This is a genomic window from Kluyvera sp. 142486, from assembly GCF_046569695.1.
GTDB lineage: Bacteria > Pseudomonadota > Gammaproteobacteria > Enterobacterales > Enterobacteriaceae > Kluyvera.
Window position 1 is genome coordinate 128,994 of the sequence record NZ_JBKHUI010000002.1, and the last position, 21,621, is coordinate 150,614.

Genomic DNA, 21,621 nt, shown 5'->3' on the forward strand with positions numbered 1-21,621 from the left:
GCGCATTTTTATACTAGGGGGTAGTATTACAATACTGGGTGGGAGTATAGTGATTTCACTTTTTTGCAAGGATCCTTCGCGATGACCGACTTCACGACACTCTTACAACAGGGCAATGCCTGGTTCTTTATCCCTGGAGCCATTCTGCTTGGGGCGCTGCACGGCCTTGAACCAGGCCATTCCAAAACCATGATGGCGGCATTTATCGTGGCGATCCGCGGCACGCTAAAGCAGGCGATATTGCTGGGGCTGGCGGCGACGCTGTCGCACACCGTAGTGGTGTGGGTCATTGCCATGGCCGGGATGTGGTTTGGCCGCGGCTGGGATGCACAAACCGCCGAGCCGTGGTTTCAATTGCTTTCCGGGATAATCATTATTGTTATCGCGCTGTGGATGCTATGGCGCACCTGGCGTGAGTCGCGCGGGGCGCATGATCATCATCATCACGACCATGATCACCACCATCACGATCATGCACATCATCATGACCACGATCTGGTTGATGCCGACTGGCAGGATGCCCACCAGCGCGCCCATGCCGAAGAGATCAACCGCCGCTTCAAAGGCCAGGAAGTCACCACCGGGCAAATTGTGGTGTTTGGTCTGACCGGTGGGCTCATCCCCTGCCCGGCCTCGATTACCATTCTGCTTATCTGCCTGCAGCTTAAACACGTGGCGCTGGGTGCGACGCTGGTACTGAGTTTTAGCATCGGGCTAGCGCTCACGCTGGTCGCCTCCGGGGCCATTGCCGCCATTGGTCTGAAGCAGGTAAGTAAACGCTGGAGTGGGTTTGGGGAACTATCGCGAAAAGCGCCGTGGTTCTCCGGCGCGCTGATTATTCTGGTGGGGCTTTACATGATGGGGCACGGCATCAGTGCACTGATCTGATGCCGTGTGCAGGGCTTAGCTTAACTGCCAGCTAAACTGGTAGCGAACCCGGCGGGCAGGCAGTAAAAACTCTGGCCCCATGCTCGGGCTCCAGGAGTCTCGCCGCCTACCTCCATATGGAAGGCATCGAGGTTCAGTCAGCAGCCCGGCTCCTCACGCAGCAGATGGTGATGTGTCGCCTCATGCAACTGCCGTTGGCTATAGCGACTGAGGCCGAAGTGGAACTCACCGCGCCAGCAGTGCGCGCCATATTCCAGCTGACGGGTTTCGCAGCGCAGCCCATTTTCCGTCGGACAGATATACAGCGTATGCAGCGCCAGGTCGGTAGTCAGCAAACCTAGCGCACGCGTCGCCTTTCCGGCCAGCTGCTGCGCGCCGCGATTGGGAACATAGTGCAGTTCCTGCATCGCCACCTGCGCCTTTTCCCGCGTGCGCGGCGACACGTGCGCAGCCTGGTTTATCATCCGCGACACGGTCTGGTAGGAGACGCCGGCAACGCGGGCCACATCATGCAGCGTGATTGTTTTCATACTTTTCCACTTAACTGTCATACCAGGTGCAGTGTAACCGGAAACGAGCATCACGCTGTGAGCGCTTCGTAAAATCAGGAAGGTTGCTCCACTTCAGCCGTCCGACGCTGCGCTACACGGGGAAGTTGGAACCACGGCAGGAAAATCTGAATCAACGGGCCAATCGCCAGCGCATACAGCACGGTGCCCACGCCGAAGGTGCCGCCCAGCAGCATCCCGATAACCAGCACCGACAGTTCGATAGTGGTACGAATTCGGCGGATTGGCCAACCGGTGCGGGCGTGAATGCCGGTCATCAGGCCATCGCGCGGCCCGGCGCCAAAACCAGCACCGATATACATCCCGGTCGCCATCCCGTTCAGCACCACCGCCAGCAGCAGCAGCACGGCGCGAAGCCAGAGTGATTCCAGCGGTGGCATCAGCGAGAGCGTGGCATCGGCCGCCAGCCCCAGCACGATAACGTTGCTGATGGTGCCTAGCCCCGGACGCTGGCGCAGTGGGATCCATAGCAGCAGAACGGCTGCGCCAGTGAGGATCATCACCATCCCAATATCAAGGGAGGTTAACCCGGATACGCCAAGGTGGAACACGTTCCACGGATCGGCCCCGAGGTTGGCACGAACATAAACGGCGGTCGATACCCCGTAGAGTATTAACCCAATGTAGAGCTGGATCAGTCGGCGTAGCATAGAGACCTCGGCCTGTAGAATGAGGCTTCCATCATCGGTAAAAATGGCATTATGATTAATGACCAGTTTTTAAAAAGTGGACTGCTCCCATGATTCGACGCTCCGCCACCCAATCATTAGTTCGCCTGCTCGGCCACTGGCAGGACGGCCCCTCTCCGACGCCGCTGTGGCGGCAGCTCACCGATGCGCTGCGGCTGCTAATTCTTGATGGCCGCCTGCCGCTCGGCACACGCCTGCCGGGAGAGCGGGAGTTTGCCAGCGCGTTAGGGGTCAGCCGCACCACCATTGCCAGCGCGCTGGCCCAGCTGCGCGACGAAGGCTATGTCCAGAGCAAGCAGGGTAGCGGATCGACGGTCACGCTCAGCGTCGAAGGCTACCAGCGTGCGCCGCGCATGCCGGCCTCGCCGACGCTGGATATGTCCACCGCTGCGCTGGCGGCCGGCGCGGAAATCCACCAGGCCTACAGTCACGCACTGGCGGTGCTGCCCGGCTATCTCAGCAATACCGGCTACGATCAGCAGGGGCTGCCCGCCCTGCGCGAAGCCATCGCTCAGCGCTATAGTGCGCGCGGGCTGCCAACGCAGGCCGACGAGATTATGCTGGTAAACGGTGCGGTCAGCGGGCTGGCACTCATTCTGCGCAACCTCACCGGGCCGGGCGATCGGGTGGTAGTTGAAACGCCGACCTATCCACTGGCGATTTCCGCGATTGAGGGTGCGTCCTGCCGCCCGGTCGCGCTACCATTGCCCGATAAAGGCTGGGACACCGACGGACTGGCGGCAGTTATCGCCCAGACCGCACCACGCCTGGCGTATCTGATGCCCGATTTTCAAAATCCCACCGGGCAGTGCATGGACAGCGCCACTCGGCAGATAGTGGCGGACCTGGCCGCGCGAACCTGCACGACGCTGGTCGTCGACGAAACGATGGTGGATTTGTGGTACAACGCCCCGCCGCCGCCACCGCTGGCGGCGTTTAACCGCGATGCGCCGATCATCACCGTGGGTTCAACCGGGAAAAGCTTCTGGGGTGGGCTTCGTCTGGGTTGGATCCGCGCTTCATCGCGCACCATCGCGGCGCTGGTCCAGACCCGCGATACCCTTGATTTAGGTTCACCGCTGCTGGAACAACTGGCAACCTGCTGGCTACTGGAAAATGAGCATCAGCTACTGCCCGAACGACGTCGGCTGCTGACGGCGCGGCGGGATATGTGCGCGGCGTTAATGCATGAATACTTCCCGCAGTGGAAATTTGTGCTGCCGGAGGGAGGACTGTCGTTCTGGGTTGAGTTGCCGGAGATGATGGCAACGCGGTTTGCTGCACGAGCGGAAGCTTGCGCGATTCATCTTGGGGTGGGAACACGATTTGGTCTGGCGGGCAGCGGAGAGCGCAATTTACGCATTCCGTTCACGTTGGACGATGAAACCCTGCATCGCGCCTTTTCGACGTTACAGCCGATTTGGGCAACGTTAGCAGGCCAGCATGGCGCAAACAAAGTGCGGAAAATAATTTAACCGCGCGCAAGGGGAGAACGCCCCAATATCATAACCGGCCTGAAACATTATATTCTTTAACGTTATAAAGTGCGGCTAAAGAATATATTAGTGCTGAGGAGGGATCGGAAAGCCTTTCAGGGAAATAACGAAAGATTCTCCCTCTTTTTTAATCTTAGCCCCGGTATCGCACCAGTCTGAGGCAATGCGGAAGAACTCATCGCTGCCAACATTCCAGTTGAGAAGAACATGCTTCACGTAGCCTGAACGTAACAGGTCGCAGGCTTCGCTATAGTTACACGCTATCGACGTTTGCTGTTTCATTTTCTCTTCTTTAGGATTTTACGTAATGCTTTGATTTCTTTAGGTGTGAATGGAGCAACATCCTCTTCCGTATGCTGGCTGTCGATGTCATCTTCACACACGCCCGCCTCTTCTTCTGCTACAAACCCCAGCAGCAGCAGTTTTTCTGCCGCAGCGCCTAAAGTCAGGCCATGGACTTCGGCAAAGTGGCGAAGTCTCTCTTTTACCGCTTCATCAATTTTTACGTTAAGCACTGCGACTGTCATATAAACCCCTTCCCGTAAAGACGCGCCGTCCGTATGCGGCTTTTGTGTTAACAAAATCAGCAAATCGACGCGGCCAAAAATGGTTTCTGTATTATTTCTGTAATAACTAATACATGAAACCAACAGCACATTCCAGAAATATATTTATAACACAAAGGGTAATATAAATACCCAATGTTAATTTAAAGGCAATTTATGACACATAAATGACAATATTATTACAGATAGATGAATGTTATTTGAATACAAAAGGTTGTTAGCGATAAATAACCACAATCAATATAGGGATTAGATTGGTCTTAGCGAGGGGGAATTTTACGGCGGTAGAAATGGGTGGGGGCCCTGCCAGCTACATCCCGGCACACGCGTCATCTGCCCTGGCTGCTTCCTTCCGGACCTGACCTGGTGAACAGAGTAGCGTTGCGGGAGAACCAACAGGGCCCCCATTGAGAGCGTTGTTATCCAACGCGCCGGCGCATTATCACTGCTGAGGCGGGCAATTGCAAGCTATCCGCTACTGCCTGCTGGATTCTTGCGCAATCCGCCCTTCACAGGGGGCATCAGGCTGATTATGCTGACGGTTCTGCTTTCAGGAACTCACTATGGACGAATTCGGCTCTTTCCCACAGCGCGTATGGCAAATCGTGGCTTCCATCCCGGAAGGTTACGTTACCACCTACGGCGATATTGCCCGACTGGCCGGCTCCCCACGCGCCGCGCGTCAGGTCGGCGGCGTACTGAAACGGCTGCCGGAGGGCTCCACGCTGCCGTGGCATCGGGTGGTGAATCGTCACGGCTTGATATCCCTGACTGGCCCGGATCTACAGCGCCAACGTCAGGCACTGCTTTCCGAAGGGGTGCAGGTGTCAGGAAGCGGGCAGATTGATATGCAGAAGTATCGCTGGAACTACTAGCATTTGTAGCTTGTAGGCCGGATAAGGCAACGCCGCCATCTGGCAATATGCGCCGTGATTGCCTGATGGCGCTTCGCTTATCAGGCCTACAAAAGTAATGCTGAATTCACGGCAAAAAAATGCCCTCTCGTGGAGGGCATTCGCGTTTATGGAACCTGTACCGGCGAGGCATCCTGAACCGGCACCGGCGTTTGCTGTACCGGCACCAACGTCAGGTCGGATTTGGTACCGCCATGGTTGATAACCTCTTGCACAGTATCGGTAATAAAGACCAGCTTATCGTTGATGGTCACCGCCGCGCTCAACAGAATACGTGCATTTGGCTGGATATCTGCCGGGTTATACGGCAGCACAAAGCTAAACGGCGCCTGTTTCCCTTCGGTACGCGTCACTTTCTGCGACAGTACTTTCGATGGTGCATCGGCCAGCGAGGCATCGGACAGGGTGACGGTCAGCACGGCATCCGGTGGCAGCGCCACTTTCTGGCGGATCCACACGTTACCGGAAACGTTCGGCCCCTGAATGGCCTGCGTAGCCGCCGCTGCTTCTGTCGCAGGTGTCTGATTCTGACTTTGCTGGTGCGTCTTCGCACAGCCAGCCAGGGCCAGTGCAATCGCCAAACCGCTTAAGATCGGCACGAGTTTCATTAGCATTCTCCTTATTGCTCACCCATCAAGAGGCTGTTTTCTCATTTGAGTGACAATGCATTAACAAACGTAACCGCTTTAGTGTGGCATATAATTCACATGATTACCTGCAAACGCCCCATTATTCAGACAATTGAACCCATCGGACCACTCGCGAAACTGCGTTATAATGAGAGTATTCACCTGCTGTTGTGACCGTAAAATTATAGAGGGTATCAATGAGCCAAGCGCTTTCGAATCTGCTGACATTATTAAATCTGGAAAGAATTGAAGAAGGACTGTTCCGTGGCCAGAGTGAAGATCTGGGGCTGCGTCAGGTCTTTGGCGGCCAGGTTGTCGGCCAGGCGCTGTATGCGGCAAAAGAGACCGTCCCTGCCGACCGTCTGGTGCACTCCTTCCACAGCTACTTCCTGCGCCCGGGCGACAGCCAGAAACCTATCGTCTATGACGTTGAGGTACTGCGCGATGGCAACAGCTTCAGCGCGCGTCGCGTGGCGGCTATCCAGAACGGCAAACCGATTTTCTATATGACCGCCTCCTTCCAGGGCCCGGAATCCGGCTACGAGCATCAGAAAACGATGCCTGCCGCGCCGTCACCGGACGGCCTGCCGTCGGAAACCGACATCGCCCGCTCGCTGGCACACCTGCTACCGCCACAGGCCAAAGAGAAATTTCTCTGCGATAAGCCACTGGAGATCCGCCCGGTCGAGTTCCACAATCCGCTGAAAGGGCACGTGGCAGAGCCGCGTCGTCAGGTGTGGATGCGCGCCAACGGCACCGTACCGGATTCCCTGCATATTCATCAGTATCTGCTCGGCTACGCCTCTGACTTCAACTTCCTGCCGGTTGCCCTGCAGCCGCACGGTGTGGGCTTCCTGGAACCGGGTATGCAGGTTGCAACCATCGACCACTCGATGTGGTTCCACCGTCCGTTCGATATGAACGAATGGCTGCTGTATAGCGTTGAAAGCACCTCTGCCTCCAGCGCCCGCGGTTTTGTGCGCGGCGAGTTCTACACTCAGGACGGCGTACTGGTGGCTTCGACGGTACAGGAAGGGGTTATGCGTAACCGCAACTAAGCGATATCAACCACGCCCGCGATAAAACGCGGGCGAGCAATACGGTGCAGAGAGTAGAGTGCGCGATGCAACGGGGTAATTAATGGATGATACGGCTCAGCAGGGAGCTAATTCCAGGCAGACGTTTCTTCTTGTTGAACGGCTTCACGCCGGTCGCACGGCAGTTATTGCAGTAGCAATCGAACGCATCGCGGGCGGCAATGGTCAACTCTTTCGCGTCTCCGGCGATAAACGTTGCCCTGCGGTCGGTGTTCAAAAACTCACCGCGAAACATTTCAATAATGGGGTCGTATTTAACGCGGGCTTTGTGACCATCGATAAATAATGTGCTGGTATGCATTTGAAACGTTCCTTGAATTGTTGTGCCATCCTGGCGCGGGTAAAGCTGGCTTTGCCCGCAAATCTTTGCCGATGATATCGACGGGGTGGGAGAATACTCTGCGGCGAAAAAGATAAACAGTTGTTTTAAGTAAAATGCTTTTACTGAGACGTATGTAATTACTTACGGTTCGTAAGGTTTTGCAGACACCATACCAGCCCATAGAGTGACGGCGATCACAAAAACCATTGGCGCTGCCGCACAAATAAACAACCCGCACGTAGGCGGGTTAAATAACGGTCAGAATAATTTTTTTCAACTTCTGATGCCTTCCCGGGGTCAGCATGAACGCCTCGCCCGGGCTACCTGGATTAGGCGTTGTAGGCATTCTCGCCGTGGCTGTTCACGTCCAGACCTTCACGTTCCTGGTCTTCCGGTACGCGCAGACCGACGGTCAAATCTGCCACTTTATAGCCGATGAAGGCCACGACACCGGACCAGACGATGGTGATGGCGATGCTTTCAAGCTGCACCAGCACCTGATGGCTCATGGTCACGCCTTCTGCATAGCCCACACCGCCCAGCGCCGTAGAAGCGAAGATGCCGGTCAGGATACAGCCGATAATGCCGCACACGCCGTGAACACCGAACACGTCGCATGGGTCATCCACGCGCAGCCAGCGTTTCAGGGAAGTCACGCCCCACAGACCCGCCAGACCAACCACGATACCCAGAATCAGCGCACCGCCGACACCGATATAGCCACACGCTGGGGTAATACCGACCAGACCAGCAATCGCACCGGAACACGCCCCCAGCAGAGAAGGCTTACCGCGCAGCGCCCACTCGCCAAATACCCAGCCAAGGATCGCCGCAGCGGTTGCCACCACGGTATTCACAAAGGCCAGACCGGCAATTTCGTTGGCCGCACTGGCAGAACCGGCGTTGAAGCCAAACCAGCCAAAGTAGAGGATCGCGGTGCCGATAAATACCATCGGCAGGTTGTGCGGTTTGAACGCTTCTTTGCCAAAGCCCACACGTTTGCCAATCAGGTAAGCACCCACCAGGCCTGCAACAGCGGCGTTAATATGCACCACCGTACCGCCCGCAAAGTCGAGCGCGCCGTGGCTCGCCAGCAGACCGCCACCCCATACCATGTGCGCAATCGGCACGTAGGAGAGGGTCAGCCAAATCACCACGAAAATCAGCACTGCGGAGAAGCGAATACGTTCCGCCAGCGCACCAACGATAAGGCCCACGGTGATACAGGCGAAGGATCCCTGGAACGCAACGTGGATGTACTGATAGAACGAGCCCATCAGGTCAGTAATCTTAATATTTTTCAGCATCACCCAGTCGAAGCTGCCGAAGAAGCTGCCGCCGGTGCCAAAGGCCAGCGAGTAGCCGTAAACGACCCACAGTACGCAGACTACCGCAAAGGTCACCGCAACCTGGGTCAACATGGAGAGCACGTTTTTACCGCGGATCAGTCCGCCGTAAAACAGCGCAATCCCCGGGATGGTCATAAACAGCACCAGCGCGGTACACAGCATCATAAAGGCGTTATCGGCTTTATCGACCACCGCCGGTGCCGCCATCGCCAGACCCGGCAGCAGCGCCAGTGCGCTCAACCCCGTTTTTACCATTGTTTTTTTCATCATCTCGATCCCTATCACTGTGCTGGCTGGGAATTACAGCGCCGCTTCGTCGGCTTCGCCGGTACGAATACGGATTACGCGCTGCAGTTCGGCGACAAAAATCTTACCGTCGCCAATTTTTCCGGTGTAAGCGGCTTTGCTAATCACATCGACAACCTCATCGAGCTGATCGTCGGCGATAGCCACATCAATTTTTACTTTCGGCAGGAAGTTAACGCTGTATTCCGCGCCGCGATAAAGCTCTGCATGACCCTTCTGACGACCGAAGCCTTTCACTTCCGTCACCGTTAAGCCCTGAATGCCAATGGAAGACAGCGCTTCGCGAACGTCTTCAAGTTTGAATGGTTTAATTACCACGGTAACCAGCTTCATAGATCCCCTCCAGTCAGAATTCGGTAATGGCTACGAACACGTAAGAGGTAAAGCAAGGGGCATGCCAAAAATGAAAAACGCCCTGCTCTGCGGTGAAAATCAGGGTTTATGGCGGCAAGATGATGGGCGTTAAATGAAAAACGCACCATGCGGGTGCATGATGCGTGTTACAACAGCAATCTGTTAGAAAAATGCCTGACGGTGGTGCATTACGCGGTCAGCGCATCATCCTGGGCGCTGGCCGCCAGCTCTTCACCGGCCAGCTGTAGCTGATACATCTGCCAGTAACGCCCTTTGGCTTCAAGCAGTTGCTGGTGAGTCCCCTGCTCGACGGCCTGTCCACGGTGAAGCACCATAATGGTATCCGCTTCCACGATGGTCGACAGACGGTGGGCGATGACCACCAGCGTCGTGTGCTGGCGTACAGCGGCCAGCGCGTGCTGTATGGCGCGTTCGGTGCCGGAGTCAATGTTGGCGGTGGCTTCATCCAGGATCAGCACCTGCGGGGTCTCAACCAGCACACGGGCCAGCGCCAGTAACTGCTTCTGCCCGACCGACAGGTTGTTACCCTGCTCGCCCAGATGGGTATAGATACCTTCACTCATCCCTCGCGCCAGTTCGGCCAGCTGCACCGTTTCCAGCACCTGCCAAACCTGTTCTTCACTGATATCACGCCCCAGCGTGACGTTGGCAAAGAAGGAGTCAGCCAGCACTACCGGATCTTGTTGCACCACGGCGATGCCCTGTCGCAGCACCTGATGGCTCAGGCTTTGTAACGGACGGCCGCCGAGGCGGATTTCCCCGGAGTTTGGCGGGTAATAGCCCATCAGCAGGCTGGCAAGCGTACTCTTGCCGCTGCCGGTATGCCCCACCAGCGCCACAAAACTGCGTGCTGGAATAGACAGCGAAATGTTTTGCAGCACCAGCTTGTCATCGCGATAGGCAAATGAAACATCGTCGATATCAATATCGCCGCGCTCCAGCGGAGCAATGTCCGTTCCATACTGCTGGCGCGGGCGGTCCATCAGTTCAAACACGCGCTCACCGGCCACCACCGCCTGCTGTAACATCGACTGCTGAGTGGTGAGTTCAATCAACGGCTCGTTCAGACGCCCCAGATAGCTGATAAACGCATACAGCACGCCGACCTCAATGGAACCCTGCGCGCTAAAGCCGAACAGCATCAGCAGGCCGCACAGCACCAGCGAAGAGAACAGGCTCAGCAGCGGGCGCAGCAGGAAGCCGTCCAGACGCAGCGTTTGCATACGCGCCAGATAGTGTGAACGGCTCACATCGCCGATCCGCTCGCCAAAGCGCACCTGCTGGCGGAACTGCTGAATCACGCTCATGCCGTTGATGACTTCGTTGAAGCCATCGTTAATATCCGCCAGATAGGCGCGAACGCGGCGCACAATCGGCGTGCTGTAGCGTTGATAAATCACCATCACGATCATCACCGCCGGGAAGATAGCGATCGCCACCAGCGCCATACGCCAGTCGAGGCTGAACATCGCCACCAGCATTGCGCCAATCAACGCCGCACTGCGCAGTACCGTCGCCACCACCGTCACGTACAGATCGCGGATCACTTCCGTGTCGTTGGTGACGCGGGAGATAAGCTGGCCTACCGGCTGGGTGTCAAATTCGCTCAGCGGCTGACGCAGCGCAGCGTCCATCACGTCACTACGCAACTGTTGCACCACGCCGACCGCCGCCCGGTTAAACAGCAGCGACTGGCTGTAGTGCAGCGAAGCAGCCAGCAGTTGAAGCCCGATATAGGCAGCCGCCAGCCCGGCAACCGTCCCCAGCGGCAGACTGTTTTTCGCTACCATATTGTCAATAAAGTAGCTTATCAACAGCGGCCCGCTCACCTCGGCGGCGGCAGCCACCCACAGCATCACCACCGCAATCGACAGCGGTTTACGCCACGGCGAACCGTAGGCCAGCAGGCGCTTCAGGGTTGGCCACAGTTGCCCAAAACTACGCATCGGCCACCTCCGATTTCTCTTCTTCCGGCACGTCGTTCAGCGCGGCCTCAAGCTGTTGATAACGGTGCATATCGCGGTACCAGCCCTGCTCCGCTGCCAGTTGGTCATGCTGACCGCGCTGGGCAATATGCCCGTGCTGCATCACGATAATTTCGCTGGCGTCAGACAACGCTGAGAGACGGTGCGCACTGATAATCACCGTGCGGCCTTCGCCCCACTGGCGCAGGTTGTGCAGGATCTGATGCTCCGTACGGCCATCAACCGCCGACAGCGCGTCGTCGAGGATCAGAATTTCCGCCTCCAGCAGCAGCGCGCGCGCAATAGAGATACGCTGCTTCTGTCCGCCGGAGAGCATCACACCGCGCTCGCCGACTTCGGTATCGTAACCCTGCGGCAGGCGTAGAATATCTTCATGCACACAGGCCAGCCGCGCCGCGTGCTCAATTTCTTCCTGCGTCGCGCTCGGATGGCCCAGCGCAATATTGCTGGCGACGGTGTCGGAAAAGAGGAACGGCGTCTGGCTGACCACTGCCAGGCGGCTGCGCCAGGCATCCAGCTGCAATTGACGCAGAGGAATATCGTGGAAGCGGATCTCACCTTCATCAACGTCAAAATGGCGCTGGATAAGCGACAGGATGGTGGATTTCCCTGACCCCGTCGGCCCGCAAATGCCGAGCATACGGCCCGGTTTCAGGGTCACATTGACGTCACAGAGCGTTGGTTTGTCGGTTTGCGGGTAGCTAAAGCGACCAATCGCCAGTTCCAGCGTACCACGCCCTTCGGGTACCGGCTGCGTGCCATCGTCCACCACCGGCGCTTCCGCCAGCAGAGTACGAATGCGGCTGTAGGCGGCGCTGCCACGTTCGACAATGTTGAACATCCAGGCCAGCGCTAACATGGGCCAGATCATCAGCCCAAGATACATCATAAAGCTGGTGAGCTGGCCGAGTGTCAGTTCGCCCTGCATCACCATCCAGCTGCCGCCGGCAATCGCCAGCAGGTTAGCCATCCCAATGGCAATGTAAATCGTTGGGTCAAAACGGGCATCAATGCGCGCCACGCGCATGTTCTTCACCCCGGTGTCCGCCGCATCGGCGGCAAACTGGGCGGACTGACGGTCCTCAAGGCCAAAGGCTTTGATCATGCGGATGCTGGTCAGGCTCTCCTGGGTGCGGTCGTTGAGGCTGGAGAACGCTGCCTGCGCCACTTTGAAGCGCTCGTGCAGCAGGTTGCCGTAACGATGGATAACCAGCGCCATGATGGGCATCGGCAGCAGCGCCAACAGAGTTAACTGCCAGCTAAGCTGCGTAGACATCACAATCAGCACCGCGCAGCCCATCACCAATGAGTCCACCAGCGTCAGCACCCCCTCCCCGGCGGCAAATACCACGCGGTCTACATCGTTGGTGGCGCGGGCCATCAGGTCGCCGGTGCGGTGACGCAGGTAGAATTCCGGATGCTGACGGCTTAGCTGACGGTAGAAATCTTCACGCAGTTCGACCGCCAACTGATAGGAGGCACCGAACAGCAGTACGCGCCAGACGTAGCGCAGCAGGTAGACCACCACGGCAATCAGTACCATGGTGCCGAGCCACATCATCACCTTCCCGGCAGTGAAGTGGTGTTGTGTCACGCCATCCACCACGATCCCGACCACTTTCGGCGGGATGAGCTGGAGTATGGCGATGATAATCAGCAAGGCGACAGCGCCGAGATAGCGCCGCAATTCCCGGCGGAAGTACCAACTTAGTTGAGCAAATAATCGCACGCGGTAAAATCCTGAACGTCGATTCTCTTCGTCCTGCGCTGCCGCCCTGGCAGCTCGACGGGCGAAGAGAAAATCCCAGAAAAAGTATTATTCGATGGGGAGAGCAGTGGTGTATTTAATCTGTTCCATCGCAAAGCTTGAGGTGACATCCGACAGTCCGGGGACGCGGTTCACCAGGCTTTTATAAAAGTCATCGTAGCGTTTCATGTCCGCCACCTGGACGCGCATCAGGTAGTCATACTCCCCGGCCATGCGCCAGAAGCCCAACACTTCGGGCATTTGCGTCACTTCGCTCACAAAAAGGCTGTACCAATCGCTGCTGTGGTGCTGGGTCTTTATCAGCACAAACGCCGTTAACCCAAGCCCAAGCTTTTCCGCATCCAGTAAGGCGACGCGGCCAAGCAGTATACCGTCATCTTCCAGACGTTTTAGTCGTTTCCAGCACGGTGTGGTGGTCAGATTAACGGCATCTGCTAACGCCTGCAAAGAGAGCGTGCAGTCATTTTGTAGTAGGGCCAACAGCTTTCGGTCAATTTTATCTAACATTTCGGTCACCGGGAGAATATTTTTCTCTCTTAATTCTATTTTAAAGGCTAGATGGCAACAAATTTTTCTGCACTTTTCGCTAAGCTAGGCACAAAATGACAAACGGAAAATAATGATGAACAGCACCTGGGTCAAACACGCCATCAGCGAAATTAACGCCGACTACCAACGCAGCGCCGACACGCATTTAATCCGCCTGGCGCTGCCTGCCTTTCCCGGCATCCAGCTCTACCTGAAAGATGAAAGCACGCACCCGACCGGCAGCCTCAAGCACCGTCTGGCGCGCTCGCTGTTCCTTTACGGTCTGTGCAATGGCTGGATCAAAGAGGGCACCACCATTATTGAATCGTCGTCCGGGTCAACGGCGGTTTCCGAAGCCTACTTCGCTCGCCTGCTCGGCCTGCCGTTTATTGCGGTGATGCCTTCCTGCACGGCAAAACGTAAGGTTGAGCAGATTGAGTTTTACGGCGGCCGCTGCCACTTTGTCGAAAGCGCGTGTGAAATCTACGCAGCTTCTGAAACGCTGGCCCGCGAGCTGAACGGCCACTATATGGATCAGTTCACCTACGCCGAACGCGCCACCGACTGGCGCGGCAACAACAACATTGCCGACAGCATTTTCCGCCAGATGTCGCACGAACCCAACCCGGTACCAGCGTGGGTGGTGATGAGCGCGGGTACCGGCGGCACCTCAGCTACCATTGGCCGCTACATTCGCTGTCAGGGCTATGAAACGCAGCTGATGGTGGTGGACCCGGAGAACTCCGTGTTTATGGACTACTGGCAGCACCGCGATGTAAATCTTCGCGGCAACGTCGGCAGCAAAATTGAAGGTATTGGCCGCCCGCGCGTCGAGCCGTCGTTTATTCCTGACGTGGTGGATAGCATGCTGCGGGTGCCGGATGCCGCAAGCGTCGCCACCGCCCAGTGGCTGGAAACGCAGCTTGGCCGTAAGGTCGGCGCATCTACCGGGACGAATATGTGGGGTGCGCTGCAACTGGCCGCGAAAATGCGTGATGAAGGGAAAACCGGGTCTATCGTGACCCTGCTGTGCGACAGCGGCGAGCGCTACCTCGATACCTATTACAACCCTCAATGGGTGGCGAATAATATTGGCGACACCGCACCGTGGCATCAGGCAATCAACACGCTGCTCGGGAAATAAAAAAAGCCAGGCATCAACTGAGCCTGGCTTGCTGGAAGGTCTCTCTATTCGGGGGAATAAGGAAGATTAGGTGTGTCCAGCCAATGAGCTAAATAGTGAGAAACCGCCTGGTTTTTGCAGTTCCCGATAATTGGTAGATGGGGTAACGCCGCTTTCAGCTGCCCCATCGCATTCCCCATGATCACGCCGCGCCCTACGAGCCCCAGCATTTCACGGTCGTTCATCGCATCGCCAAAGGCCATGCACTCATCCATGCCCACGCCCAAGTGACGACTCAGCACCGACAGCGCCGCGCCTTTATTACTGCCAAGCGGTAGGACTTCCAGACAGTCAACGGCGGAGAAGCAGATATCAGCACGCTTATCGAACGCTTCGACTAGCTGAATTCGCAGACGACAGAGATCGTCGTGATCGCCGCAGAAGCAGACCTTCGTCACCTGATGCGCCGGCATCATGCGCAGGTCACGAAGCTGATAGCGGAAACCGCTATAAACGTGCGCCTTGAGCATTTCCGGAATTTCACGACCGGTAAACCAGCCGCTATCGTTAAAGACATGCATGCTGGCCTGCGTATCCCAGTGGGTATGCAGCACCTCTTCCGCCACCTCCGGCGCGAGATCGCTACGATGCAGCACTTCACCCTGCTGGGTATGAATACGCGTACCGTTGCCGGTTATCAGGAAGGCATTCAGCGACAGTTTCTCCACCAGCGGACGCATTTCCAGCACGTGACGACCGGTGGCAAAGGTCAGCGTGATATTTCGTTCGCGCAGGCGCTTCAGTACCGCCACGGTTCTCTCGCCTAAACGATGGTCCGGCATCAAAAGGGTGCCATCCATATCAAATGCTGCCAGTCTTGCCATCTTTTATCCCGCCTGTGATCGCTCTCTCTTGCCACGTAGTATCGGCTGGGATATACGGAAGTAATACTGAATAGTTGATATTTATTGTTCCGGGTTTATATGCGCCAGTTAAATCGTTTAAATCAGTTCCAGCGCCTGTGGCAACCGTCGCAGGGAGAAGATCAGCAGGCCACCATCGCCGAACTGGCCGCCCGCTGTTTTTGCAGCGAGCGCCACGTGCGTACCCTGCTGCGTCAGGCACAAGAGGCGGGCTGGCTTAGCTGGCAGGCACAGTCAGGGCGCGGCAAGCGCGGGCTGTTACGATTCCACACTGCGCCGGAAACGCTGCGTAATGAGATGATGGAAACGGCATTGAACCGCGGTGAACAGCATAACGCGCTGGAGCTGGCGCAGATTGCCCCGGTTGAGCTGCGGGCGCTGCTGCACCCGTTTCTCGGCGGCCAGTGGCAAAACAATACGCCAACGCTGCGTATCCCTTACTACCGTCCGCTGGAGCCACTGCATCCCGGCTTCCTGGCTGGTCGCGCCGAGCAGCACCTTGCCGGACAGATATACTCCGGCCTGACTCGCTTTAACCATGAAGCCTCACAGCCGCAGGGAGACCTGGCGCACCACTGGTCGGTTTCAGACGATGGGTTGTGCTGGCAGTTTTATATTCGTTCGACCCTGCACTGGCACAACGGCGATACCGTTGAGACCGAGCAGCTTCGCCGACGATTGCTGATGCTGCTGGAGTTGCCCGAACTGGCGAAGCTTTTTTCCAGCGTGAAAGCCATTACCCAAACGCACCCGCAGTGTCTGACCTTTACGCTCCATCACCCGGACTATTGGCTACCGCACCGGCTGGCAAGCTACTGTAGCGTGCTGGCACATCCGGACGAACCGTCGCTGGGTACCGGCCCGTTTATGCTGAAAATTTTTGAACCGGAACTGGTGCGTATTGAGAGCCATCATCGCTTTCACCAGGGCCACCCGCTGCTGCAGGCTATTGAATACTGGATCACCCCACAGCTTTTCGAGCAGGGATTGGGGACCAGCTGTCAGCACCCGGTGCAGATTGCCATTGGCAAACCAGAGGAGCTTGGCGAGCTCAGACTGGTCAGTCACAGCATCAGCCTTGGATTCTGCTATCTGGCGCTGCGTCAGAGCCAACACCTGAGCAGCGCGCAGGCTCAGCGGATCATCGGGCTGATTCATCGTTCCGGCCTACTGCAAAGCCTGCCGCTCGGGGAAAACCTGATTACCCCGAGCGAAGAGATGCTGCCCGGCTGGGATATCCCGCTACCAAAAGACGCGCCCGACGTTGCCCTGCCGTCCCATCTGACGCTTCTCTACCATCTGCCGGTGGAACTGCACACCATGGCCGAAGAGCTCAAAACCGCGCTGGCGCAGCTTGGCTGTGACCTGACGGTGATTTTCTATGATGCAAAAAGCTGGACCGGTTGTCCGGACCTGCCGCAGGCGGACCTGTTTATGGGCGACCGCCTGATTGGCGAAATGCCGGAATACGCGCTGGAGCAGTGGCTTCGCTGCGATGCGCTATGGCCCGCGCTGTTTACCGAGTCACAGTCCCGTCGCGTTCACCTGGCGCTGGATGAAGCGCAATCGCTGTCGGATGATACTCAGCGCATCGCCGCCCTGAAGGCTATTTTTACCCGCCTGATGAGTGAAGCGATGTTGACGCCGCTGTTCAACTACCAGTATCAGGTCAGCGCACCGCCGGGGGTCAACGGCATTCGCCTGAACGCGCGCGGCTGGTTTGACTTTTCCGCCGCCTGGTTACCGCCGACCACGCGGTGAAGAAGCTGGTCGCCACGCGCCGCAGGCGTTACCATAGCGGCTTTTAGAGTTACTGACAGGAAAAGCCATGAAACGTGCCGTTGTCGTCTTTAGCGGTGGACAAGATTCCACAACATGCCTGGTGCAGGCGCTGCATCAATATGATGAAGTTCACTGCGTCACGTTTGATTATGGCCAGCGCCATCGCGCTGAAATTGACGTTGCCCGTGAACTGGCCTTAACGCTGGGCGCTCGCGCGCATAAGGTGCTAGACGTCACCCTGCTCAATGAACTGGCGGTCAGCAGCCTGACCCGTGACAGCATTCCCGTACCGGACTACGAACCAGATGCTGACGGTATTCCGAATACCTTCGTGCCAGGGCGCAATATTCTGTTCCTGACGCTGGCGGCTATTTATGCCTATCAGGTAAAAGCCGAAGCTGTTATTACCGGCGTATGTGAAACCGACTTCTCTGGTTATCCGGACTGCCGCGATGAGTTTGTGAAGGCGCTGAACCATGCGGTTAGCCTGGGCATGGCAAAAGACATTCGCTTTGAAACGCCGCTGATGTGGCTCGACAAAGCCCAGACCTGGGCGCTGGCGGACTACTGGGGCAAGCTGGAACTGGTGCGTAACGAAACGCTCACCTGCTACAACGGCATTAAAGGCAATGGCTGCGGCCACTGTGCGGCCTGTAATCTGCGGGCAAACGGGCTGAATCATTATCTGGCGGATAAGCCAGGGGTGATGGCGATGATGAAGCAGAAGACCGGGCTGAAATAAGTCTGGAGACAATCTCGGGGTCGCTTGCGCTCGCCCGGGCTACCGTCATGTCATGTAGCCCGGGCAAGGCGTTTACGCCGCCCCCGGGACAAGCACATTACTCAACCATCGCTTCCAGATGCTCCCGCAACTCCCCTTCCAGCGCCAGCGCCTTCTGCGTTTTCAAATCGATACAGACGAAGGTAATCAGCGCGTCGGCAACCACCTGCCCTTCGGGCTCCAGCGTTACTACCTGACTTAACACACCGCTTTTACCGTTCAATTGCTGCACCTTGCTGGACACCGTTAACAGATCGCCCAGCACCGCCGGGCGGCGATAATTAATATTGATGTTCACCACCACAAAAGCGATGTGGTTCGCGCTCATCCACTGGAACCCCGCGCTGCTCTCCAGCCCATCCCAGCGGGCCTCCTCGAGAAACTCCAGATAGCGAGCGTTGTTAACGTGCTGGTAGACGTCCAGGTGATAACCGCGAACTTTGATTTGTGTCTGCATAGCGCCATAGCCTTATTATTTTGTTTTTAAATAGAGTCAGAGGTCACACCACTGGTATGACCTCTTTAGTCTGGCAAATTTTCAGACGAGTGCAAACACCTGATGCAAATTAAAGCGTGAGGTGCGCCAGATTACGCTCAACGAGCGAGCTACCCATTCCCGGCACTTGCTTGAGATCGTCCACCGTTTTGAACGGGCCGTACTCTTCACGGTAGCTGACAATAGCCTGCGCCTTTTTCAACCCTACGCCGTTCATCGCCTGCGCTAACGCCTCTGCCGACGCGGTATTAATGCTGACCCTGGTGCCTTCATCCTCCACCGCTTTAGTGGCAGGCACGGCTTTCACCTGCTCTGTGGTATCCGCACTGGCTTTTGTCTGCGACGCCTGCGTTTTCGCCACAGCAGGCGCTGCCGCCTGAACGCTAAAACTCATCCCCGCACACGCCAGTACCGCCGCCATAACAGACATTTTGATTCCACGTTTCATCTTGATTTCTCCTTGTTGATTGATAGCGAAAGCACCATAACGGTTAGCGCGAGACGGTTCAAAAGGCAGATTTCAAATGTGGAAAAGGCCGCGAAAGCGGCCTTTGATATGTACATCGCATTACAAAATTATGCGAAGCGAATTCCGATTATTACTGCTGGTCGATGATGTCGCCGAGCTTAATCTTCGCGGATTTACGCAGGTTGTTCATCATCGCTTCGAAGGCGATTTGCGCATTGTTCTGGGTAATGCCCTGAACCATCGCTTTCTTCTGCGCTTCCGGCATTTCGCCCGCTTTCACTTCGTCCAGCGCCAGCAGAACCACGTTGCCCTGCATATCGTTGCCGATACCGTAGCTTGGTTTATCTTTCTGCGGCAGCGGCAGTGCGAAGGCGGCCTGGCTCAACGGATCCTGACCGGCACGGCTCAGGGTCTTGCTGGCGCTAAAGGTCAGGCCTGCGGCTTTCATTGCGTCATCGCCTTTACCGTCCTTCAACGCCACCAGCAGTTTTTCAGCATCCAGTTTAGCCTGCTGTTCTGCTTTGTTGTGCTTAACGATATCGGTCACTTGCGCTTTCACTTCCACCAGCGGTTTCACCGCTTCGGCTTTGTGCTCGCTCACGCGAATGACGAAGGCACGGTCACCGTCAACGGTGATAATGTCAGAGTTGCTGCCCGGCATGCCGTTCTCACCAACCAGACCACCGTTGAAGATAGCGTCAGATACCGGCTTGAAGTTCAGCTCGGCCGGCAGGCTATTACGGTCAAACCAACCGGTCTCAACCGCTTTCACGCCAGCCGCCTGCTCTGCACCTGCCAGAGATTCGTTGTCGTTGCTTGCCGCATCGCTCACTTTCTGCTGCAGTGCATAGTAAGCGTCGAGAGATTTTTCCTGCTTCACTTTGTCCGCAATCTCTTTGCGCACGTCAGCCAGCGGTTTCACCTGCGCTGCCTGAACGTCGTCAAGACGCGCAACCAGGAAGCCCACGGAGGACTTGATCACGCCAGACAGCTGGCCTTTTTCTTTCAGGCCGGCATTTTTCAGCTCGTCAGGCGTAGTAGAGGCTTCCAGCCAACCCATATCACCGCCGTTACGTGCGGAGATGATGTCAGCCGATTTCTCTTTTGCCAGTGCAGCGAAGTCCGCGCCTTTGTTCAAGGCGTCCAGTACCGCTTTCGCATCAGCTTCAGTTTTGGTCTGAATCACGCTGTAGCGGTCGCGCTGTGGCTGAGTGAACTGATCCTGATGCTGGTCGTAGTAGGACTGAATTTCGTCGTCAGTGACAGGCTCGCTCATGGAGGTCGCGTCCAGCTTGATATAGCTCACGCGGAACTGCTCCGGCGCCACAAACTGGCTCTTGTTCTGCTCGTAGTAGCTAGAGACTTCCTGATCGGAAACCTGCTGCTTTGCCGCCAGCGCATTCACGTCGATCGTCGCTTCACGAACCAGACGCTGCTGCGCAACCAGTTCAGCCAGTTGGTCGGTTTCACCTGGCAGCATAAAGTCGGTACCAGCAACGGCGTTAATCAGCTGTTGGGTCGTCAGTTGGTTACGCAGGGCCTGCGCGTATTGATCTGCCGTCATGCCCATCTGATTCACCAGCGCGTTGTAGCGGGTGTTATCAAATTTGCCGTCGGTCTGGAAAGCTGGGGTGGCGAAAATCGCTTTACGCACCTGCTCATCGCTGATGCTAAGACCTAAGGTCTTCGCGTACTGATCCAGCAGCGATTCGTCGATAAGGCGGTTCAGCACCTGCTGACGCATCGTTTTGATGTAGTTTTCGTTGGCCGCCAGCTCTGAGTACTGGTCGCCAAGCTGCTGCTGCATGCGGTTACGCTCGCTAGCAACGGCATTTTCAAACTGGCCGCGGCCAATTTCCTGGCCATTTACTTTCGCGGCAAAATTATTGTTACCGCCGATCAGGTAACCACTCACGCCGGTCAAAATGAACGACACGATAATGAGCCCGAAAATGACTTTGATCACGACGCTGTTGGCTGCCGTGCGTAAATTGTCCATCATGGTGTAACAACACTCCGCTGTAGGTGACAAATACCTCGTGCAGCATAGCACGTGTGGCCGCTATTTTGACAAGAAACCGGGGCGCTTGTCAGCATGACACCGAATATAAACGCTTAAAAGTACACAATAAGCCATAAAAAAAAGGCACATCAGATGATGCGCCCTTGTACTGTGCCACATTCCCTACGCGGGAAAGCGATCAGTTTACCGCGTCTTTCAGTGCTTTACCTGCACGGAACGCTGGTACTTTAGCAGCGGCGATAGTGATCTCTTTACCGGTCTGAGGGTTACGGCCAGTACGGGCAGCACGCTCTTTAACAGCAAAGGTACCAAAACCTACCAGTGCAACATCATCCCCGGCCTGCAGAGATTCAGTAACAGAAGCAATTAAAGCATCTAACGCACGTCCAGCTGCAGCTTTGGAGATATCCGCGCCAGCAGCAATTTTGTCAATCAGTTGAGATTTATTCACTGTTCTCTTCCTCTCTTTATTATTTATATCGCACCTGAATCCTTCACGATGCAATCGCGGAGCAGTTATATCAGGACTCCCATGCCCTTACA

23 protein-coding genes and 1 other RNA gene are annotated in these 21,621 nt (G+C 56.4%); 7 read left to right on the forward strand and 17 right to left on the reverse strand.

The genetic code is table 11. From position 1 onward, the window contains the following. The first annotated feature begins 81 nt into the window (after positions 1-81). A complete protein-coding gene (locus tag ACLGE8_RS02855) occupies positions 82-888 on the forward strand; it encodes a nickel/cobalt efflux protein RcnA (RefSeq protein ID WP_410996290.1) in 807 nt (268 codons plus the stop codon). A gap of 137 nt (positions 889-1,025) precedes the next feature. Here ACLGE8_RS02855 and ACLGE8_RS02860 read toward each other — a convergent pair whose 3' ends face one another. Together ACLGE8_RS02860 and ACLGE8_RS02865 are read right to left on the reverse strand one after the other, a co-directional pair. After that, complete coding sequence (locus ACLGE8_RS02860; RefSeq protein WP_410996292.1) at positions 1,026-1,418, reverse strand: LacI family DNA-binding transcriptional regulator; 393 nt, start codon at positions 1,416-1,418, stop codon at positions 1,026-1,028. Between the two features lie 74 nt (positions 1,419-1,492). After that, positions 1,493-2,107, reverse strand: a complete 615-nt coding sequence (locus ACLGE8_RS02865) for a YczE/YyaS/YitT family protein (RefSeq protein WP_410996294.1) — start codon at positions 2,105-2,107, stop codon at positions 1,493-1,495. Positions 2,108-2,196: 89 nt separating this feature from the next. On the opposite strand from ACLGE8_RS02865, the gene ACLGE8_RS02870 reads away from it, so the two are divergent. Then, on the forward strand, positions 2,197-3,621 hold the full coding sequence (locus ACLGE8_RS02870; protein ID WP_410996296.1) for a PLP-dependent aminotransferase family protein: 1,425 nt from the start codon (positions 2,197-2,199) through the stop codon (positions 3,619-3,621). Positions 3,622-3,708: 87 nt separating this feature from the next. Here the strand turns inward: ACLGE8_RS02870 and ACLGE8_RS02875 are convergent, their stop codons facing one another. The 3 genes from ACLGE8_RS02875 to ffs all read right to left on the reverse strand — a co-directional run bounded on the left by ACLGE8_RS02875 (position 3,709) and on the right by ffs (position 4,606). Next, positions 3,709-3,924 carry a hypothetical protein gene (locus tag ACLGE8_RS02875; RefSeq protein ID WP_035895186.1) on the reverse strand — a complete coding sequence of 72 codons (216 nt, stop codon included), beginning with the start codon at positions 3,922-3,924 and terminating at the stop codon, positions 3,709-3,711. Further along, positions 3,921-4,169, reverse strand: coding sequence for a hypothetical protein (locus tag ACLGE8_RS02880; RefSeq protein WP_185667131.1), 249 nt, complete (start codon positions 4,167-4,169; stop codon positions 3,921-3,923). Before ACLGE8_RS02880 ends, ACLGE8_RS02875 begins: the two co-directional genes overlap by 4 nt. A gap of 340 nt (positions 4,170-4,509) precedes the next feature. Beyond that, positions 4,510-4,606, reverse strand: an RNA gene (ffs, locus tag ACLGE8_RS02885) — signal recognition particle sRNA small type. 165 nt (positions 4,607-4,771) lie between these two features. Between ffs and ACLGE8_RS02890 the strand changes: the two genes are divergently transcribed. Further along, positions 4,772-5,083 carry an MGMT family protein gene (locus ACLGE8_RS02890; protein ID WP_410996298.1) on the forward strand — a complete coding sequence of 104 codons (312 nt, stop codon included), beginning with the start codon at positions 4,772-4,774 and terminating at the stop codon, positions 5,081-5,083. A 146-nt stretch (positions 5,084-5,229) separates the two neighbouring features. On the opposite strand, the gene ACLGE8_RS02895 is transcribed toward ACLGE8_RS02890, so the two are convergent. Then, the gene (locus ACLGE8_RS02895; protein WP_410996300.1) at positions 5,230-5,730 is read right to left on the reverse strand and encodes a YbaY family lipoprotein; all 501 of its coding nucleotides are present in this window, start codon (positions 5,728-5,730) and stop codon (positions 5,230-5,232) included. A gap of 218 nt (positions 5,731-5,948) precedes the next feature. Here ACLGE8_RS02895 and tesB point away from each other — a divergent pair, with 218 nt between their 5' ends. Continuing rightward, positions 5,949-6,809, forward strand: coding sequence for an acyl-CoA thioesterase II (gene tesB, locus ACLGE8_RS02900; RefSeq protein WP_410996302.1), 861 nt, complete (start codon positions 5,949-5,951; stop codon positions 6,807-6,809). 79 nt (positions 6,810-6,888) lie between these two features. Here tesB and ACLGE8_RS02905 read toward each other — a convergent pair whose 3' ends face one another. The 6 genes from ACLGE8_RS02905 to ACLGE8_RS02930 form a co-directional block, all read right to left on the reverse strand. Beyond that, on the reverse strand, positions 6,889-7,149 hold the full coding sequence (locus ACLGE8_RS02905; RefSeq protein WP_410996304.1) for a type II toxin-antitoxin system HicB family antitoxin: 261 nt from the start codon (positions 7,147-7,149) through the stop codon (positions 6,889-6,891). A gap of 350 nt (positions 7,150-7,499) precedes the next feature. After that, positions 7,500-8,786 carry an ammonium transporter AmtB gene (gene amtB, locus ACLGE8_RS02910; protein WP_035895173.1) on the reverse strand — a complete coding sequence of 429 codons (1,287 nt, stop codon included), beginning with the start codon at positions 8,784-8,786 and terminating at the stop codon, positions 7,500-7,502. A 33-nt stretch (positions 8,787-8,819) separates the two neighbouring features. Further along, positions 8,820-9,158, reverse strand: a complete 339-nt coding sequence (gene glnK, locus ACLGE8_RS02915) for a P-II family nitrogen regulator (RefSeq protein WP_004858743.1) — start codon at positions 9,156-9,158, stop codon at positions 8,820-8,822. Positions 9,159-9,367: 209 nt separating this feature from the next. Continuing rightward, positions 9,368-11,146 (reverse strand): SmdB family multidrug efflux ABC transporter permease/ATP-binding protein, encoded by a 1,779-nt coding sequence (locus ACLGE8_RS02920; protein WP_410996306.1) that lies wholly within the window; start codon positions 11,144-11,146, stop codon positions 9,368-9,370. Next, positions 11,139-12,914 carry a SmdA family multidrug ABC transporter permease/ATP-binding protein gene (locus tag ACLGE8_RS02925; RefSeq protein WP_410996308.1) on the reverse strand — a complete coding sequence of 592 codons (1,776 nt, stop codon included), beginning with the start codon at positions 12,912-12,914 and terminating at the stop codon, positions 11,139-11,141. The genes ACLGE8_RS02920 and ACLGE8_RS02925 overlap by 8 nt, the downstream gene beginning before the upstream one ends. An 87-nt stretch (positions 12,915-13,001) precedes the next feature. Further along, a complete protein-coding gene (locus tag ACLGE8_RS02930) occupies positions 13,002-13,460 on the reverse strand; it encodes an Lrp/AsnC family transcriptional regulator (RefSeq protein WP_185667138.1) in 459 nt (152 codons plus the stop codon). Between the two features lie 115 nt (positions 13,461-13,575). On the opposite strand from ACLGE8_RS02930, the gene ACLGE8_RS02935 reads away from it, so the two are divergent. Further along, positions 13,576-14,625: a PLP-dependent cysteine synthase family protein gene (locus ACLGE8_RS02935; protein WP_410996625.1), complete on the forward strand. Its 1,050-nt coding sequence runs from the start codon at positions 13,576-13,578 to the stop codon at positions 14,623-14,625. Positions 14,626-14,669: 44 nt separating this feature from the next. Here ACLGE8_RS02935 and cof read toward each other — a convergent pair whose 3' ends face one another. Further along, positions 14,670-15,488: an HMP-PP phosphatase gene (gene cof / locus ACLGE8_RS02940; protein WP_410996311.1), complete on the reverse strand. Its 819-nt coding sequence runs from the start codon at positions 15,486-15,488 to the stop codon at positions 14,670-14,672. Positions 15,489-15,587: 99 nt separating this feature from the next. Between cof and ACLGE8_RS02945 the strand changes: the two genes are divergently transcribed. Next, complete coding sequence (locus tag ACLGE8_RS02945; RefSeq protein WP_410996312.1) at positions 15,588-17,288, forward strand: SgrR family transcriptional regulator; 1,701 nt, start codon at positions 15,588-15,590, stop codon at positions 17,286-17,288. 67 nt (positions 17,289-17,355) lie between these two features. After that, positions 17,356-18,051 (forward strand): 7-cyano-7-deazaguanine synthase QueC, encoded by a 696-nt coding sequence (gene queC, locus ACLGE8_RS02950; RefSeq protein ID WP_410996314.1) that lies wholly within the window; start codon positions 17,356-17,358, stop codon positions 18,049-18,051. 97 nt (positions 18,052-18,148) lie between these two features. Here the strand turns inward: queC and ACLGE8_RS02955 are convergent, their stop codons facing one another. The 4 genes from ACLGE8_RS02955 to hupB all read right to left on the reverse strand — a co-directional run bounded on the left by ACLGE8_RS02955 (position 18,149) and on the right by hupB (position 21,529). Continuing rightward, positions 18,149-18,547: a YbgC/FadM family acyl-CoA thioesterase gene (locus ACLGE8_RS02955; protein WP_410996316.1), complete on the reverse strand. Its 399-nt coding sequence runs from the start codon at positions 18,545-18,547 to the stop codon at positions 18,149-18,151. A gap of 109 nt (positions 18,548-18,656) precedes the next feature. Then, complete coding sequence (locus ACLGE8_RS02960; RefSeq protein WP_410996318.1) at positions 18,657-19,034, reverse strand: helix-hairpin-helix domain-containing protein; 378 nt, start codon at positions 19,032-19,034, stop codon at positions 18,657-18,659. 151 nt (positions 19,035-19,185) lie between these two features. Further along, positions 19,186-21,057 (reverse strand): peptidylprolyl isomerase, encoded by a 1,872-nt coding sequence (gene ppiD / locus ACLGE8_RS02965; RefSeq protein ID WP_410996320.1) that lies wholly within the window; start codon positions 21,055-21,057, stop codon positions 19,186-19,188. Between the two features lie 199 nt (positions 21,058-21,256). After that, positions 21,257-21,529 carry a nucleoid-associated protein HU-beta gene (hupB, locus tag ACLGE8_RS02970; RefSeq protein ID WP_035895161.1) on the reverse strand — a complete coding sequence of 91 codons (273 nt, stop codon included), beginning with the start codon at positions 21,527-21,529 and terminating at the stop codon, positions 21,257-21,259. Between the last annotated feature and the right edge of the window lie 92 nt (positions 21,530-21,621).

Coding starts and splice junctions, on each gene's coding strand:
- ACLGE8_RS02855 (WP_410996290.1), top strand. CDS start 82: ATGACCGACTTCACGACACTCTTACAACAGGGCAATGCCTGGTTCTTT.
- ACLGE8_RS02860 (WP_410996292.1), bottom strand. CDS start 1,418: ATGAAAACAATCACGCTGCATGATGTGGCCCGCGTTGCCGGCGTCTCC.
- ACLGE8_RS02865 (WP_410996294.1), bottom strand. CDS start 2,107: ATGCTACGCCGACTGATCCAGCTCTACATTGGGTTAATACTCTACGGG.
- ACLGE8_RS02870 (WP_410996296.1), top strand. CDS start 2,197: ATGATTCGACGCTCCGCCACCCAATCATTAGTTCGCCTGCTCGGCCAC.
- ACLGE8_RS02875 (WP_035895186.1), bottom strand. CDS start 3,924: ATGAAACAGCAAACGTCGATAGCGTGTAACTATAGCGAAGCCTGCGAC.
- ACLGE8_RS02880 (WP_185667131.1), bottom strand. CDS start 4,169: ATGACAGTCGCAGTGCTTAACGTAAAAATTGATGAAGCGGTAAAAGAG.
- ACLGE8_RS02890 (WP_410996298.1), top strand. CDS start 4,772: ATGGACGAATTCGGCTCTTTCCCACAGCGCGTATGGCAAATCGTGGCT.
- ACLGE8_RS02895 (WP_410996300.1), bottom strand. CDS start 5,730: ATGAAACTCGTGCCGATCTTAAGCGGTTTGGCGATTGCACTGGCCCTG.
- tesB (WP_410996302.1), top strand. CDS start 5,949: ATGAGCCAAGCGCTTTCGAATCTGCTGACATTATTAAATCTGGAAAGA.
- ACLGE8_RS02905 (WP_410996304.1), bottom strand. CDS start 7,149: ATGCATACCAGCACATTATTTATCGATGGTCACAAAGCCCGCGTTAAA.
- amtB (WP_035895173.1), bottom strand. CDS start 8,786: ATGAAAAAAACAATGGTAAAAACGGGGTTGAGCGCACTGGCGCTGCTG.
- glnK (WP_004858743.1), bottom strand. CDS start 9,158: ATGAAGCTGGTTACCGTGGTAATTAAACCATTCAAACTTGAAGACGTT.
- ACLGE8_RS02920 (WP_410996306.1), bottom strand. CDS start 11,146: ATGCGTAGTTTTGGGCAACTGTGGCCAACCCTGAAGCGCCTGCTGGCC.
- ACLGE8_RS02930 (WP_185667138.1), bottom strand. CDS start 13,460: ATGTTAGATAAAATTGACCGAAAGCTGTTGGCCCTACTACAAAATGAC.
- ACLGE8_RS02935 (WP_410996625.1), top strand. CDS start 13,576: ATGAACAGCACCTGGGTCAAACACGCCATCAGCGAAATTAACGCCGAC.
- cof (WP_410996311.1), bottom strand. CDS start 15,488: ATGGCAAGACTGGCAGCATTTGATATGGATGGCACCCTTTTGATGCCG.
- ACLGE8_RS02945 (WP_410996312.1), top strand. CDS start 15,588: ATGCGCCAGTTAAATCGTTTAAATCAGTTCCAGCGCCTGTGGCAACCG.
- queC (WP_410996314.1), top strand. CDS start 17,356: ATGAAACGTGCCGTTGTCGTCTTTAGCGGTGGACAAGATTCCACAACA.
- ACLGE8_RS02955 (WP_410996316.1), bottom strand. CDS start 18,547: ATGCAGACACAAATCAAAGTTCGCGGTTATCACCTGGACGTCTACCAG.
- ACLGE8_RS02960 (WP_410996318.1), bottom strand. CDS start 19,034: ATGAAACGTGGAATCAAAATGTCTGTTATGGCGGCGGTACTGGCGTGT.
- ppiD (WP_410996320.1), bottom strand. CDS start 21,057: ATGATGGACAATTTACGCACGGCAGCCAACAGCGTCGTGATCAAAGTC.